Consider the following 15,513-nt stretch of genomic DNA (forward strand, 5'->3'; position numbering starts at 1 on the left):
TGATCGGCAGAGTGTGATCGCGCTGTCTCTGCTGCCAATCCCTTTTCCTGCCGCCGATCACCAAGCGGCACCACCCCCATCCCCAACCCTTCCCCACAAGGGGGAAGGGAGAATTCTTTCACGTCCCGCGCGGCTTGGCGCGGGTCGTCGGCGTCGCCGCGGCGGGATCGTCCGGCCAGGGATGGCGGGGATAGCGCCCCTTCATTTCGCTCTTCACCGCAACCCAGGAACCGCGCCAGAAGCCCGGCAGGTCACGGGTGATCTGGATCGGCCGATGTCCGGGGGAGAGCAGCTCCAGCACCAGCGGCACGCGCCCGCCGGCGAGCGAAGGGTGCTGCGCCAGCCCATACAGCTCCTGCACGCGGACCGAGATGGTCGGCCCGGCCTCGGCGCCGTAGTCGACCACGAGTTGCGAGCCGGTCGGCGCCGTAAAATGCGTCGGCGCCTCCGCATCGAGCCGCCTTTTCAACTCCCAGGGCAGCAGGGTCGACAGCGCCGCGTCGAGATCGCCGGGCGTGATCGCTGCCAATGAATTGCGACCGACAATGTGGGGAGCTAGCCAATCCGCGACGCCGTCGGCGAGACCGCTGTCCGAGAGATCGGGCCAGCCGGCATCCTCGCCTTCGGCCGTGCGCAGGAAGGCGACGCGCTCGCGCAATTGCGCCTGCCCCTTGCTCCAAGGCAGCGTCTCGATGCCGAGCGCCGCAACGCCCTTCGCCAGCACCTCGGCATTCTCCGGCGAGGCTTCGGCCGGCAAGGGCCGCTCGGCCAGTACCAGCGAACCGTATTTGCGCGCAGCGCGAGCCCTCAGCGCCTTCGCCTGGCGGTCGAACACGGTTTCGTTGCGCTCCGACAGTCCGATCCGGATCAGCCCGGAGACGGCGAGCGCGGCGATCTCGGTCTCGCTGATCGCGACAGCGCTGAGGATGCGGGCCTGCTGGGCGCTTCCGGTCATCTCGCCGACGACGAGATAGGGCTCTCGCGCCAGCCTCTGGCCGGGTTCGAGCATCGCACCGCGGCCATTGGCGAGCAGGTACTGCCCCAAGCCGGGCTGGCGCGCCTTGGCGACACGGTCGGGGAAGGCAAGGCCTAGCAGGAAGCCGGGCGAAAGCGGCTGCTCCATGCCGGCCTTCACCTTGCTCGCCGCCTGCCTCGCCCAGCCCTCGGCGAGGCGGATCATGTCGCCGGCGCGGCCACCGCGCTCACGCCCGAAACGCTCCAGCCGTTCGGACAGGTCGATCGCATCGCCGCCGAGCCCGCGCTCGACCAGGAGAGCGGCGAGAAGCGCCGCCGGCTCGGCCTGACGATGATGCGCCGCGCCGACGACCATATGGGCAAGACGCGGCGGCAGCGGCAGGCCCTGCAGCGCCTTGCCGTCGTCGGTGATGCGGCCGTCCGGATCCAGCGCATCGAGGTCACCCAGCAGTGCCCGCGCCTCCTTCAGCGCGGGCGCTGGCGGCGGATCGAAGAAGGCGAGCGTGGTCGGATCGGAGACGCCCCAGGCGGCGCAATCGAGCAGCAGCGGGGCGAGGTCGGCCGAGAGGATTTCGGGGCGGGCGAAGGCTTCGAGCGCGCCGTTCGCCGCCTCCTCCCAGAGCCGATAGCAGATACCGGGCTCGGTACGCCCCGCGCGACCGCGGCGCTGGTCTGAAGCGGCGCGGCTGGCGCGCTGGGTGACGAGGCGGGTGACACCGATATCCGGCTCGTAGAGCGGCACGCGGGCGAGGCCGGAATCGATCACCACCCGCACGCCCTCGATCGTCAGCGAGGTCTCGGCGATCGAGGTCGCGAGCACGACCTTGCGCTTGCCTTTCGGCGCCGGCAGCACGGCGCGGTCCTGCTCGGCCTGGTCGAGCGCGCCATAGAGCGGCGCGATCTCGATGGATGCATCGCGGATCTTCTCGCGCAGGCGCTCCTCGACCCGGCGGATCTCACCCTGGCCGGGCAGGAAGACGAGCAGCGAGCCGGCCTGCTCGTTCAGCGCCTGCAGCACGGCCTCGGTGACCTGATCCTCGATCCGCTTCAGCGGGTCGCGGCCGAGATAGCGGGTCTCGACCGGATAGGCCCGGCCCTCGCTCTCGATCACCTCGGCATCGCCGAGCAGCTTGGCGACACGCGCGCCGTCCAGCGTCGCCGACATCACCAGAATCCGAAGATCCTCGCGCAGGCCGGCCTGGGCATCGAGCGCCAGCGCCAGCCCGAAATCGGCATCGAGCGAACGCTCGTGGAATTCGTCGAACAGCACGGCGGCGACGCCGTCGAGCGCGGGATCGTCGAGGATCATCCTTGCGAAGACGCCTTCGGTGACGACCTCGATCCGCGTCTTCGGCCCGATCTTCGAGCCGAGCCGGACACGCAGGCCGACCGTCTCGCCGACCCGCTCGCCCAATGTCTGCGCCATGCGATTGGCTGCGCCGCGCGCCGCGAGCCGGCGTGGCTCGAGCACGATCAGCTTGCCCCCGCCCTTGCCGTTATTTTGGGCCCAGGGCTCGTCGAGCAGAGCGAGCGGCACGCGCGTGGTCTTGCCGGCGCCGGGCGGAGCGACGAGCACGGCGTTCGGCTTCTCGCGCAGGGAGGTGGCGAGGACGTCGAGAACCGCGTCGATCGGGAGGGCTGTGTCGAAGGCGCGCATGCGCCTGCGATGTGGCGCAGGCGGCGCGGTCGCGCAAGCCGCCTCAGGCTGCCTGCCGCAATCCGACCTCGAACGGCGTCATGCTGACGGCGCCCGCCTTCACCGAGACCAGCGTGTTGCAGGGCAGGGCCTGCCAGCAGTCGCGGGCGGCATCGACCGGCTCGGAGGCGATCACCACCGCATCGCCGCGATCGCAGAGATAGAGCGTCGGAGGCCTCGGATCGGAGGACCAGCGCACGGCATGAATCGTCTCGCCATCGGCGAGCGCGGCCGCGCAACGCAACGGCTCCTTGACGCCGGCCTCCTGCATCAGCGCAAGGGCATCGCCGAGCGCGCCAGCCAGGGCATCGCCGGGCGTTGCGCCCTCGGCGATGCGCGCCAGCGCCAGCAGGAACAGCGCCTCGGAATCGGTGGTGCCGACGCGGGCGTCGTAGAGCGCGTCGGGGATCAGGCTTTCGAGCCGGCGCTTGATCACGGCGTAGCCGCCGATCTGGCCGTTATGCATGAACAGATGCCGGCCATGGACGAAGGGGTGGCAGTTCGCCCGCGTCGAGGCCGTGCCGGTCGCGGCACGCACATGCGCGAAGAACAGATGCGAGCGCACCAGGCGCGCGATCGAGAGCAGGTTTTCGTCCGACCATGCCGGCCTGATCTCGCGATACTGGCCGGGCTCGGCCCGCTCGCCATACCAGCCGACGCCGAAGCCGTCGCCATTGGTGCCGGTCTTGGCCTCCTCGGCGTGCAGCGACTGGTGGATCAACGAATGGCAGGGCGAGGCGATGAAGTCCTCGAGGAAGACCGGGGCGCCGGCATAGGCGAGGAAACGGCACATGGTGGTCCCGAATCAGCTGCGGGCGGGACGCCGCAGGAGAAGATTATTCCATGAGAATGAATGCCGGCATAATGGTGGCGATCGCCCGGTTGTCGCTCCCATAGCCTTGCTATAACCGTCGCAGCGATGGGGTGATGACGACGTCCCGCGGCAAGCGGGCGGGGGAAGGGCCGACTTTCATGCTGACGAAGCTTGCCGGCGCGGCGCTCCTGTTCGCCCTTTTCCCTGAAGCCGCCTTCGCCGCCGGCGATATTAGCGGCGCCAGCATGGGCGTCGCCTGGGCGCTGCCCTTCGCCGGCATGCTGCTCTCGATTGCGCTCGGCCCGGTGCTGTTCCCGCATTTTTGGGAACTGAACTACGGCAAATTCGCCGCCTTCTGGGCCGTGCTGGTGGTGGTGCCGCTCGTCCTGTTCCGCGGCTTCGACCCGGCGCTTGGCGCGCTGCTGCACACATCGCTGCTCGAATACATCCCCTTCATCATCCTGCTGTTCGCGCTGTTCACCATCGCCGGCGGCATCCTGATCACCGGCAATCTGCACGGCACGCCGGCGACCAATACGGTGCTGCTCGCGATCGGCACGCTGATGGCGAGCTTCGTCGGCACCACCGGCGCCTCGATCATCATGATCCGCCCGGTTCTGCGCGCGAACGACGACCGGCGCCATAACGTCCATGTCGTCGTCTTCTTCATCTTCTTGGTCTCGAACATCGGCGGATCGCTGACGCCGCTCGGCGACCCGCCGCTCTTCCTCGGCTTCCTGCGCGGCGTCTCCTTCTTCTGGACGACGACGCACCTCCTGCCGGAGACGCTGTTCGCCGTCGCTGTCCTGCTCGCTTTGTTCTACGCGCTCGACAGCTGGTTCTTCCGCAAGGAGGAGAACTACCCGCCGCTGCGCGATCCCACGCCGGACCGGGCGATCAAGCTGTTCGGCAAGATCAACATCCTCCTGCTCGGCGGCGTCATCCTCGCCATCCTGATGTCGGCGAACTGGAAGCCGGGCGTCGTCTTCGACATCCATGGCGTCCATGTCGAACTGCAGAACGTCGTGCGCGACCTCGTCCTGCTCGGGCTTGCCGGCCTCTCGCTCGTCCTGACGCCGAAGCCGGTGCGCGCCGGCAACGAGTTCAGCTGGGGGCCGATCAAGGAGGTCGCCAAGCTCTTCGCCGGCATCTTCGCCTGCATCATCCCGGTGCTGGCGATGCTCCAGGCCGGCCGCAACGGCGCCTTCGCGCCGCTGGTCGCCCTCGTCAGCAATGCCGACGGCAGCGCCAACAACACCGCCTATTTCTGGCTGACCGGCGCGCTCTCCTCCTTCCTCGACAACGCCCCGACCTATCTCGTCTTCTTCGAGCTCGCCGGCGGCGACCCCAAGGTGCTGATGACGACCGGGGCGCTGACGCTGACTGCGATCTCGGCCGGCGCCGTGTTCATGGGCGCCAACTCCTATATCGGCAACGCGCCGAACTTCATGGTCTATGCCATCGCCAAGGACCGGAAGGTCGCGATGCCGAGCTTCTTCGGCTACATGCTCTGGTCGGGCGCGATCCTGATCCCGCTCTTCCTGCTGCAGACGCTGATCTTCTTCCGCTGAGGGGCTTGCCCGTCATTGCGAGCACAGCGAAGCAATCCAGGAGCGGCAGCGCTCTACGTCCCCCTGGATTGCTTCGTCGCTCTCGCTCCTCGCAATGACGGCGCGGTTTCGTCGCGAACCGACATGGTCTAAATCGCGGCATCCATTTCGAGTACCTGTTCCCATGCCCCTGCGCCCCGACACGCTGGCGATGACCGCCGTCCTCGCCATGCTGACGGCGCTCGGCCCGCTCTCGACCGATTTCTACCTGCCATCCCTGCCCGAGATCGCGCGGGTGATGGGCACGGATTTCGCCGGCGCGCAGGCGACCCTCTCGGCCTTCCTGTTCGGCTATGCCGCCGGCCAGATCATCTGGGGGCCGCTCTCGGACCGGCTCGGCCGCCGGCCGGTGCTGATGATCGGCCTTGGCCTGTTCATCGCCACCACGCTCGCCTGTGCCTTTGCGCCCTCGATCGAAGCGCTGATCGGCGCCCGCTTCGCCCAGGCGGTCGGCGCCTCCGGACCGATCGTGCTCGGCCGCGCCATGGTGCGCGATCTCTATGAGGGGCCGCGCGCCGGCCGCGAGCTCGCCCGCATGGGCATGATCATGGGCCTCGTTCCGGCGATCGCGCCCGTGCTCGGCGGCCTGCTGCAGAACGCCTTCGGCTGGCGCTCGACCTTCCTGGCTTCGCTCGTCTTCGCGCTCACCATGCTCGCGATCATCGTGACGATCATGCCGGAGACATTGCGCCAGCGCTCGCCGGACGGGCTCTCGCTGCCGGCGATCTTCCGCGGCTACCGGCTGCTGCTGCGCAACCCGGCCTACCGGATCTATGTCGCCCTGACCTCGCTGGCCTATGCCGGCCTCTTCGCCTTCATCTCCGGCTCGTCCTTCGTGCTGATGGGGGTCTACGGCCTGTCGGCACCGGCCTATGGCCTGTCCTTCGGCTGCGCCGTGCTCGGCTTCATCCTCGGCACGATCATCGCGCAGCGCCTGGTCGGCCGCCGCGGCCTCGACGGCGTGATCGGGCTCGGCGTCGTCTGCCTCGCCGCCGGCGGGCTTGCCATGCTGGCCGGCGTCGCCACCGGTTTCGGCGGGCTGTTCGGGGTGGTCGCGCCGATGGCGCTCTATGCCTGCGGCATCGGCCTCGTCATGCCGCAAGCGCAGGCCTCGGCGATGATGCCGTTCCCAGACCGGGCCGGCGCGGCCTCCTCGCTGACGGGCCTGTGCCAGATGCTGCTCGCCGCCTGCGTCGGCCTGCTGGTCGGCCATCTGCTCAAGGGCACCGCGCTGCCTTTGCCGATCGTGATGTCGGTGATCGGCGTAGCGACGCTGATCCTCTTCCATGCCAGCGCCGCAATCCGCGCCGGCAAGCCCTGAGCCTCAGTTCCCCATCCGGTCGCGCCATTGCCGCTCGCCCTGCATGCAGGAGATGCGCGCGGGCTTGGCCTGCGCCTTCTGGATCAGCGCCTCGGGGCCAGAGGCCGGCATCTCGGCGATCTCGCGCACCAGCTTCGTCCTGGTCGCATCGACGAACTGGTGGCGCTCGCGGATCGGAATCACGAAGGCACCGGTGCCGGTGACGACGCAGTCCTCATAGTAGACGTCGAGATTGTCGATGTCGAAATAGCTCGCCTGCTTCAGCATCACCGGAAGCCCGTTGATCGAGATGCCCTTGTCGCGCGCGGCGTCGCGGGCTGCTGTCACCGGGCGTCCGTCATTGTTGGCGCCGTCGCCGGAGATGTCGATGACCCGGCGAATCGGCGTGACATTGCTCTTCTCGAGCAGCGCGACGGCAAGGTCGATCGCGCCGGAGATCGAGGTGCGCCGACCGCGCCGGGTCGGCGCCTCGCCGAGCTCCTCGGCGAAGGCGATCGCCGATTGCGGGGTCTCGATCACCGTCCAGGGTCGGACGATGTGCTGGAAGTCGCCGCCGGCCCATTCGAAATAGGTGACGGCGATCTTGCCGATCGCGCCCTTGGCGATGGCATCATGCAGCACCTTCGAGCGAAAGGCCTCGATATAGCCGTTGCGCTGCAGAGCGAGCTCGTCGAGGTCCATCGAATAGGAGACGTCGACTGCCAGGACGAGGGCGACGTCAACCTCCTCGGGCGGCGCATTCGCCTGCTGCGCATCGGGCGCCGAGGCGGGCCACGACCCGGCGGCGGCGAGACAAAAGAGACCGAACAGCCAGCGCCGCATCGAAACCTCCGTCATCTGTCGTCGAAGCGTGACGCCGAAAGGAGGACGGGTTTCGGGCGAAGGCAGGCTTCAAACGAATGTCGTCGAAGTCTGCGCTTGGTTTCGATTCGCGCAAAGCACGAAAACGCGAGTGCAGGCCGGAAAAATGAGCATCGGCCCGCACAAACCAGTACCCTGAAGGGATTATCCGCGCCGGCGATCCTCGACGACGGCGAGCGCCGCCTGGAAGGCTTCCTCGACGCCGAGCGCCGAGGTGTCGAGCTGAACCGCATCCTCGGCAGCTTTGAGAGGCGCATCGCCCCGGCCCGAATCCCTGGCGTCGCGGCGGCGGATATCGGCCAGGATGCCGTCGAGCGTGGCGATCTCGCCACGCCCCGCCAATTCCTTGTGCCGACGCGCGGCACGAACTTCGGGCGTCGCGGTGACGAAGAGCTTCACTGTCGCATCCGGGCAGATCACCGTGCCGATGTCACGCCCGTCGAGCACCGCCCCCTCCCCTGCCGCAGCGAAGCGGCGCTGCCGGTCGATCAAAGCGCGCCGGACAGCGGGGATCGCCGCCACCACCGAGGCGGCCTCACCGATCTCGCGGCCGCGCAGCCGCGATTCGTCGATTGCCGCATCGTCGAAGCCCGCCGCGCTCGCGGCAGCGGCCTGCGCATCGTCGAGCGGCTCGCCGGCATCAAGCATGGTGCGGGCGACCATGCGGTAGAGCAGGCCGGTGTCGAGATAGGGCAGGCCGTAATGGGCGGCGAGCCGGCGCGCCAAGGTTCCCTTGCCGGAGGCCGCCGGTCCGTCGACGGCGATGACCAGCCGGTCGGCCTGCTGGATCGGGGCGGCTGTCGGCTGGGTTGCGGGCACGATTCTCGTCTTTCGTCAGTGCTCTGGTGAGGGCTGAGTTCTAAAGCACGGGGCGCGCCGATGCGAAGCGGTTTTGCACCCGGTGTCGCAGCTTCGCGTCGCCGCCAAATCAATATTTGACAGCGACGCTTCGCCCGACTAACGGACGCCCCTGCTTTTTACGAACCCCGTACGAACTTGAAGGTCCGACGCCGTGGCGAAACCGGAACTTGGTACCAAGCGCGTTTGCCCGGTCACGGGCCGCAAATTCTACGATCTCGACAAGGATCCGATCGTCTCGCCCTATACCGGCCAGTCCTATCCGCGCTCGCTGTTCGAGCCGCAGGCCAAGGCCGCCGCCCCAGCGCCCAAGCCGGCGGATGACGAGGACGAGACGGAGGCCGCCGATGGCGCGGTCGAGCTCGTCTCGCTCGACGACGCCGATGCCGAAGCTGCCGAGAAGGAGCCGGTGGTCACCAGCGACGACGACATCGAGATCGAGGATGACGGCGTCGCCGGCGACGACGACGACACCTTCCTGGAAGAGGACGAGGAAGGCGACGACGACGTCTCTGACCTGATCGATGGTGACATCGAGGGCGACGAGGACGCCTGAACGGCGCCAAAATCGCGTCAGATCGCGCTCCTGAAAAAAGCGCGACGATAACGTGACATCAGTGCTTGTGTCTTGGCGCAAGCTTGCCTATAGAGCGCTTCGTCGCTGCGGCGACGAGCGCGGACCGCCTCGAAAGAGCCTCCGGTCAGCGACGATTTCCCGGCCTTTCCCCAAGAAGGCCGGCAGAGTGGGGCCATAGCTCAGTTGGGAGAGCGCTTGAATGGCATTCAAGAGGTCGGCGGTTCGATTCCGCCTGGCTCCACCAAATCTCCCCAAGCCTTTGTTGTCCTGAAAAGCCGTTTTATGACAGCGGCTTAATGAGCTGTGCGATCCACAGCCCCGGTTCGCGCAGCTGGCCAAGCCCGATAGCGCGCCGCCCTGAACCCCTTCTCCTGCGCGAAAATATCTGATGGTTGCCGACGCGACGCCGTGATGGGCGCTGGCTTCCTATGGCACCAGCCTCAGGCCCGGACCTAAAGCATGGGCGATATGACCTGCCGCCGGCCCACCACGGAGACCTGCAAGCAGGCGGCGTGGATGGCCCTCGAGTCACCAGCGCCTTTCATGGCCCCGTTCCCAGGGTCGGCACTCTCATTGGGAGAGCATCAGGAATCGACCGGATTATGAGCTGGCGCGAAGCCTGCTAGACCGGGAGGATCATGGTTTCTGGCGATGCGACAAAGGCAATAGTGACTGCGCTACGTCGTTCCGCGCCGGCTCTTCTTCTGGTTGCAGGAATCCTGAGTTTTCTAGGGATTGAAGGCTGGCGCAGTTACCGGGCCGCCTATCGTGGTGCCGAACAAAACATCCAAAATCTGGTCAGGGTCCTGTCCGAGCAGACAGAACGGACGGTGCAGTCGATCGATCTGAGCCTGCAGGGCGTCGTCGCCGATTTGGCGAGCGGACCAGAGTTGGCCGACAATGATACCCGATTTCTCGCAGAGCTCCGCAAGCGGACGAGCTCTCTGCCTTATGTGCGAGCGCTCTTTGTCATCGGCCCCGGTGGATTCATCTCGCACGATACGGATTACCCGGCGACCCCGCGCGTCAGCTTGGCCGATCGGCCATATTTCATCACCCACAGGGACAACCCACATCTTGGATTGCACATCAACATGCCCCTGCGAAGTCGCTCGCTCGGTGGTTGGTTCGTCGCTCTCTCGCGGCGGATCGAGCGTCCCGACGGCAGTTTCGGAGGCATTGTCGTAGCGGCGATGGAACCGCTCTTCTTCGAGCGCTTCTATCGGCAGCTTTGGGTTGGAGGCGGCACAATCGCGCTTCTGCACACCAATGGCACATTGCTCGCCCGCTCGCCTCATGACGACGCGATCATCGGCTCTTCGTTCGCGCATGTTGAACCGTTCAACAAGGCGCTCAGGCAGGATTCCGATGACGTTCTCTGGGCGAGAAGCCCGATCGACGGCGTCGAACGGGTCGCCGGCTACAGAGTGCTCGCGAACGAGCCGCTCGTGCTGCTGGTCACCATGGACAAGGATGAGGTCCTGCAGTCCTGGCGCTCTCACATGATCGCAATTGGGATCGGGGCGGCGCTTCTGATCGCAATGCTTGCCAGCATCGAGATTCTGACGCGGAGCTACCAGCGCCGGGAGAAACGCATCCAAGCACGCTTGATCGAGGCCGAGAGACTGGAATCGATCGGCCGCTTTGCGGCAGGGGTCGCGCACGATGTTGGAAACCTGCTGAGGATTCTACGATCCGCTGCGATACTCCTGCGTCCACAGGTGGCGGACAGGATGGACGCACGCCAATTGCTGGACCATGTCGATGCTACGCTGACCACAGGTGGTGAACTGGTCGGCCAGCTGCTGTCCTATGCCCGTACCGGCGACCTCGAGCTCCAGGTCGCCGACCTCAATGCGATCGTTCTCGAAGCTGAGCCGATGCTGAGGCAGGCAGCAGGGCCTCGCGTCGAGATTCTCACATTGTTCGCCGCATCAGCCTTGCCTTGCCGAATCGACCCGTTCCAGTTTCGCTCCGTCCTCCTGAATCTGGTCCTGAATGCCCGTGACGCCATGCCAGAAGGCGGCACGATGGTCCTGGGGCTGTCATGTCAGCGGGGCAAGGAGGATGAGCGACAGCGCTGGGCTGAAGTCCGTGTCTCGGATGATGGAGCCGGCATGTCTCAGGGCGTACTTGAACGGGCGCTCGTACCGTTCTTCTCCACCCGGGAAGCCGGACAGGGCAACGGCCTGGGTCTCAGCCAGGTTCGACGCTTCATCGACTTCAACCAGGGCGAGCTGGAGATCGCCAGCGAGGAGGGCGGAGGGACCACAATCCGGCTTCGTTTGCCGCTGGTGGAAGATGGCATGCTGGAGGATACTCCCCCCGCATAGACTGCGCTGCCTACCGCGGGCGGCCTGACGCACGCCAAGCTCAGCCTCCCCCAAGGCCGTTCAGATCCGAAATGGAAATCTTCTTTTTGAGAATCGCCTCAACGAGAGATAATAACCTCCTTTCTGATACCCATCTAGGCTAATAATTCTTTTAGAGGGCAAGCATCAGCCAATTCTCTCTCAAATTTCAGTGTAATAATCTCCTGACTGAACCGTTCTTTTTAAAAAACACTTCTCTTGACCATATACGCCGCCCGCAGTCATCGTAAATGACCGGGACGCGACCTTTGCATCCCACCAGATCATTCGCTTCATGCGAGGTGCGCGATGTCCAATGCCGGCCGCCAGCTCACGCTCAACCTGTTCATCTATCCCGGCGGCCACCATGAGGCGGCCTGGCGCTACAAGGACTCCGAGCCGGGACGCGTGCTCGACATCCGCTATTACCAGGAGCTGGCGCGGAAGGCGGAGGCCGCGAAGTTCGATGCGGTCTTCCTCGCCGATGGGCCGTCCCTGGCGGAGAATGTCCGCTATTCCTCGCGGATCCGCTTCGAACCCGTGACCTGGCTGACCGCGATCGCCGCGGCCACGCAGACAATCGGGCTGATCGGCACGGCCTCGACCACCTATAACGAGCCCTACAACCTCGCCCGCCTCTTCGCCTCGCTCGACCATATCAGCGGTGGCCGGGCGGGCTGGAACATCGTCACCACCAGCGATGCCGGGGCGGCCCATAATTTCGGCCTGCCGGAGCATCCGCCGCATGGCGAGCGCTACGAGAAGGCGCGCGAATTCCTCGATGTCATCACGAAGCTCTGGGACAGCTGGGAAGACGACGCCCTCGTCGCCGATCCGCAGAGCGGCGTCTTCGCCGAGGCCGGCAAGGTCCACCGCATCGACCATGTCGGCAAGCACTACCGGGTGCGTGGTCCCCTTAACATCTCGCGCTCGCCGCAGGGGCGGCCGGTCTATGTCCAAGCCGGCTCCTCCGAGGATGGCCGCTCCTTTGCGGCCCAGCATGCCGAGGCGATCTTCACTGCGCACCAGACGCTTCAAAGCGCGCAGGAATTCTATTCCGACATCAAGACCCGTGCGGTGGCGCTCGGCCGGCGGCCGAATCACCTGCGCATCCTGCCGGGGATCAGCCCCTTCCTCGGCTCGACGCAGGCCGAGGCGAAGCGGCTGGAAGAGGAGATCGACGATCTGATCCAGCCGGCCGCCTCGCTCGACCAGCTCAAGCGGATGATCGGCGTCGACCTCGGCGGCTACGACCTCGACGGACCCGTGCCGCGCCACATCATCGACACCAACGGGCCGAAGGGGCTGGCGAGCCGCTTCCAGCTCGTCGTCGACATCGTCGACCGCGAGAACCCGACGATCCGCCAGCTGATCCGGCGCCTTGCCGGCGCACGCGGCCATCGCGTCGTCGTCGGCACGCCCGAGCACGTTGCGAACGAGATCCAGAGCTGGTTCGAGGAGGGCGCGGCCGACGGCTTCAACATCATGCCGCCTTATCTCACCGGCGGCTTCGACACATTCGTCGCCGAGGTCGTGCCGATCCTGCGCAGGCGCGGCCTGTTCCGGCACGACTATTCCGGCACGACATTGCGCGACCATTACGGGCTGCCGCGGCCGGACAGCCTCTTCGCCGCCGAGCAGCGCAAGAGCGCCTGAGGCGCCCTGCGGCGCCAATCACCCTTCCCCATGCGTGACGTCGTGCGGGCCCTTTCCGCCGGGCGCTGACGCATGCCTATCGAGGACATCAAATGAAGCTGACTTACCTCCTGCCCCTTGCAGCCGCCCTGTTGGCCGGCCCGGCTATCGCCCAACCCTTGCCGGAGACTGCTCCCATTCCCGAGCGCGTCCCTCCGGGGACGACCCTGGTGATCGGCGATCCGCAAACCAGGGTCGCGCTCACTCTGTCGGGCGAACTCGCCAAGCTGCCCTTCAAGGTCGAATGGGCCAACATCTCCGGCGGACCGCAGACGATCGAGGCCTTCAGAGCGAAGGCGCTCGATATCGGCGCCGTTGCCGACATCCCGCCGATCCATGCGCAATGGACCGGGCTCGAGGTCAGGATCGTCGCCGCCAAGTTCCGCCGCGACCCCATCGGCCACCCGATTTATGTGATCGCGACCGCGCCGGGCTCCGGCATCACCAAGCTCGAGGACATCAAGGGCCGCAAGATCGCCTTCAGCCCGGGCCAGGCCCAGGGCGCGCTGGTGCTGCGCGTGCTGAAGAAGCTGAACCTCCGGCATGAGGAGGTCCAGCTCGTCGAACTGCCGAGCGTCGGCGATGCCTATGTCAACGCGCTCGCCAGCAAGCTCGTCGATGCCGCGCCGATCGGCGAGGCGAACAAGCAGCGCTTCGTCCAGAACTACGCCCGCGACGGCGCCAAGGCCTTGCCGCACGGCCTGCGCGACGATCCCGCCTATCTCTATGTCGTGAAATCCTCGCTGGAGGACCCCGGCAAGGCGGCGGCGATCCGCGCCTATGTCCAGGCCTGGGGGCGCGCCACCAAATGGGTCGAGACCCATCCCGAGGAATGGATCAAGGGCTATTACGTCAAGGACCAGGGCCTGAAGGCCGATTCCGGCCGCTTCCTGGTCGAATCCAACGGTGACCCGGATGTGCCGCTCGACTGGAACGGGGCGATCGAGCGCCAGCAGGAAACCATCGACCTCCTCGCCGCCGAACTGAAGAAGCCCGTGCTCAAGGCTGCGACGCTGTTCGACCGGCGCTTCGAGCAGGTCGCCGGCGCGGCCTATCAGGGAGAATGAGCATGGCCGATCTCTCGCTCACCGGCGGGCAGGGCGCCGTCGATCCCGTCTGGCTTAAGCTCGCCCGCAGCCAGCCTGCTACCACCGTCGAAACGCCGCGCCGCCGCCGCAAGCTCGGCCCGGGCCGTCCGATCCCCTATGGCGCGGCGCTCGGCCCGGCCCTGCTGCTGATCCTCTGGAGCATCGGCTCGGCGACCGGCTTCATCGACGACCGTATCCTGTCGGCGCCGTGGACGGTGGCGACCACCGGCTGGGAGCTGATCCAGGACGGGCGCCTGCAGGAGAACCTCTGGACCTCGTTCCAGCGCTCCTTCTGGGGGCTGTTCTGGGGCATCGTCGCCGGCGCCTCGCTCGGCGTCATCGCCGGCCTCAGCCGTATCGGCGAATACCTCGTCGACGGGCCGATCCAGATCAAGCGCGCCATTCCGGCGCTGGCGCTGATCCCGCTGCTGATGCTCTGGTTCGGCATCGGCGAGGGCATGAAGGTGCTGACCATCGCGCTGATCACCTTCGCACCGATCTATATCCAGACTCATGACGGCCTGCGCTCGACCGATGCCCGCTTCATCGAATTGGCCGAGACGCTCGACCTCTCCAACGGCCAGTTCCTGCGCCATGTCGTGCTGCCGGCGGCGCTGCCCGGCTTCCTGCTCGGCCTGCGCTTCGGCGTCACCTATTCCTGGCTCGCCCTCGTCGTGGTCGAGCAGGTCAACGCCACCTCCGGCCTCGGCTACATGATCAACCTCGCCCGCACCTATGGCCAGACCGAGGTCATCATCCTCTGCCTCGCCGTCTATGCCGCGCTCGGCCTGAGCTCGGACTGGCTCGTCCGCTTCATCACCCGAAAGGCTCTGCCATGGCGCAAGATTCTGGCCGACTGACCCAGCCTCCCGTGGTCGCGGTACGCGGCCTCACCCGCCGCTATGGCGAGCGCACCATCATCGACAATGTCGATCTCGACATCGGCCGTGGCGAGTTCGTCGCTCTGCTCGGCCGTTCCGGCTCGGGCAAGAGCACCTTCCTGCGGGCGCTCGCCGGGCTCGACCATGGCGTCCCCGGCTCCGGCCGGCTCGGCACGCCCGACGCGGTCTCGGTCGTCTTCCAGGATGCGCGGCTGCTGCCCTGGAAGACGGTCGTCGACAATGTCTCGCTCGGACTGAAGGGCGAAACGCCACGCGAGCGCGCCCTGCATGCGCTTGCCGAGGTCGAGCTGACGGCGCGGGCAAAGGCCTGGCCGATGCAGCTCTCCGGCGGTGAGCAGCAGCGCGCGGCGCTGGCCCGTTCGCTGGTGCGCGAGCCCGAGCTCCTGCTGCTCGACGAGCCCTTCGGCGCGCTCGATGCCCTCACTCGCCTGCGCATGCAGGCGCTGCTGCTCGACCTCTGCGCCCGCCATCGCCCGGCGGTGCTGCTCGTCACCCATGACGTCGACGAAGCGATCCATCTCGCCCAGCGGGTGCTGGTGCTCGATCAGGGCCGCTTCGTCGTCGACCTCAAGGTCGAGCTGCCGGCCGAAGCAGGACCGCGGCAGCGGCGCTTCGCCGAGGTGCGTAGCGAACTGCTGACCAGCCTCGGCGTGACCCAGGAGGAGCTGCGCCGCGTCGCCTGAGGCGAACCACCGCGTCTTTCCGGGGCAGGCCGCAGGCCCGAGCCCGGAATCCAGAACCGAGACGAAAGCCGGAAAGGCGCAT

Annotated in this window: 12 protein-coding genes and 1 tRNA gene; 9 read left to right on the plus strand and 4 right to left on the minus strand. The window is 66.8% G+C overall.

The genetic code is table 11. The features are described 5' to 3' along the window. Window positions 1-118: 118 nt before the first annotated feature. Together hrpB and AC3WLC_RS23810 are read right to left on the minus strand one after the other, a co-directional pair. On the minus strand, window positions 119-2,632 hold the full coding sequence (gene hrpB, locus AC3WLC_RS23805) for an ATP-dependent helicase HrpB (RefSeq protein ID WP_493686388.1): 2,514 nt from the start codon (window positions 2,630-2,632) through the stop codon (window positions 119-121). 43 nt (window positions 2,633-2,675) lie between these two features. Continuing rightward, window positions 2,676-3,464 (minus strand): class II glutamine amidotransferase, encoded by a 789-nt coding sequence (locus AC3WLC_RS23810; protein WP_493686389.1) that lies wholly within the window; start codon window positions 3,462-3,464, stop codon window positions 2,676-2,678. A gap of 179 nt (window positions 3,465-3,643) precedes the next feature. Between AC3WLC_RS23810 and AC3WLC_RS23815 the strand changes: the two genes are divergently transcribed. Continuing rightward, window positions 3,644-5,056 (plus strand): sodium:proton antiporter, encoded by a 1,413-nt coding sequence (locus tag AC3WLC_RS23815; RefSeq protein ID WP_493686648.1) that lies wholly within the window; start codon window positions 3,644-3,646, stop codon window positions 5,054-5,056. A 163-nt stretch (window positions 5,057-5,219) separates the two neighbouring features. Next, complete coding sequence (locus AC3WLC_RS23820; RefSeq protein WP_493686390.1) at window positions 5,220-6,416, plus strand: multidrug effflux MFS transporter; 1,197 nt, start codon at window positions 5,220-5,222, stop codon at window positions 6,414-6,416. A gap of 3 nt (window positions 6,417-6,419) precedes the next feature. Here the strand turns inward: AC3WLC_RS23820 and AC3WLC_RS23825 are convergent, their stop codons facing one another. Beyond that, a complete protein-coding gene (locus AC3WLC_RS23825; protein ID WP_493686391.1) occupies window positions 6,420-7,238 on the minus strand; it encodes a DUF1194 domain-containing protein in 819 nt (272 codons plus the stop codon). Window positions 7,239-7,421: 183 nt separating this feature from the next. Further along, a complete protein-coding gene (gene cmk, locus AC3WLC_RS23830) occupies window positions 7,422-8,048 on the minus strand; it encodes a (d)CMP kinase (protein ID WP_493686649.1) in 627 nt (208 codons plus the stop codon). A gap of 241 nt (window positions 8,049-8,289) precedes the next feature. Between cmk and AC3WLC_RS23835 the strand changes: the two genes are divergently transcribed. The 7 genes from AC3WLC_RS23835 (at window position 8,290) to AC3WLC_RS23865 (ending at window position 15,431) form a co-directional block, all read left to right on the plus strand. Then, window positions 8,290-8,691 carry a TIGR02300 family protein gene (locus AC3WLC_RS23835; protein ID WP_137883912.1) on the plus strand — a complete coding sequence of 134 codons (402 nt, stop codon included), beginning with the start codon at window positions 8,290-8,292 and terminating at the stop codon, window positions 8,689-8,691. 189 nt (window positions 8,692-8,880) lie between these two features. Continuing rightward, window positions 8,881-8,956, plus strand: a tRNA-Ala gene (locus AC3WLC_RS23840). 394 nt (window positions 8,957-9,350) lie between these two features. After that, entirely contained in the window at window positions 9,351-11,045 is a 1,695-nt protein-coding gene (locus AC3WLC_RS23845) for an ATP-binding protein (protein ID WP_493686392.1), read from the plus strand. 327 nt (window positions 11,046-11,372) lie between these two features. Continuing rightward, window positions 11,373-12,719, plus strand: a complete 1,347-nt coding sequence (locus AC3WLC_RS23850; RefSeq protein WP_493686393.1) for an LLM class flavin-dependent oxidoreductase — start codon at window positions 11,373-11,375, stop codon at window positions 12,717-12,719. 92 nt (window positions 12,720-12,811) lie between these two features. Next, a complete protein-coding gene (locus tag AC3WLC_RS23855) occupies window positions 12,812-13,825 on the plus strand; it encodes an ABC transporter substrate-binding protein (RefSeq protein WP_493686394.1) in 1,014 nt (337 codons plus the stop codon). A 2-nt stretch (window positions 13,826-13,827) separates the two neighbouring features. Then, a complete protein-coding gene (locus tag AC3WLC_RS23860) occupies window positions 13,828-14,706 on the plus strand; it encodes an ABC transporter permease (protein ID WP_493686395.1) in 879 nt (292 codons plus the stop codon). Continuing rightward, on the plus strand, window positions 14,682-15,431 hold the full coding sequence (locus tag AC3WLC_RS23865; RefSeq protein ID WP_493686396.1) for an ABC transporter ATP-binding protein: 750 nt from the start codon (window positions 14,682-14,684) through the stop codon (window positions 15,429-15,431). Before AC3WLC_RS23860 ends, AC3WLC_RS23865 begins: the two co-directional genes overlap by 25 nt. Window positions 15,432-15,513 lie beyond the last annotated feature (82 nt).

Source organism: Allobosea sp. GW821-FHT03A12, assembly GCF_058986765.1.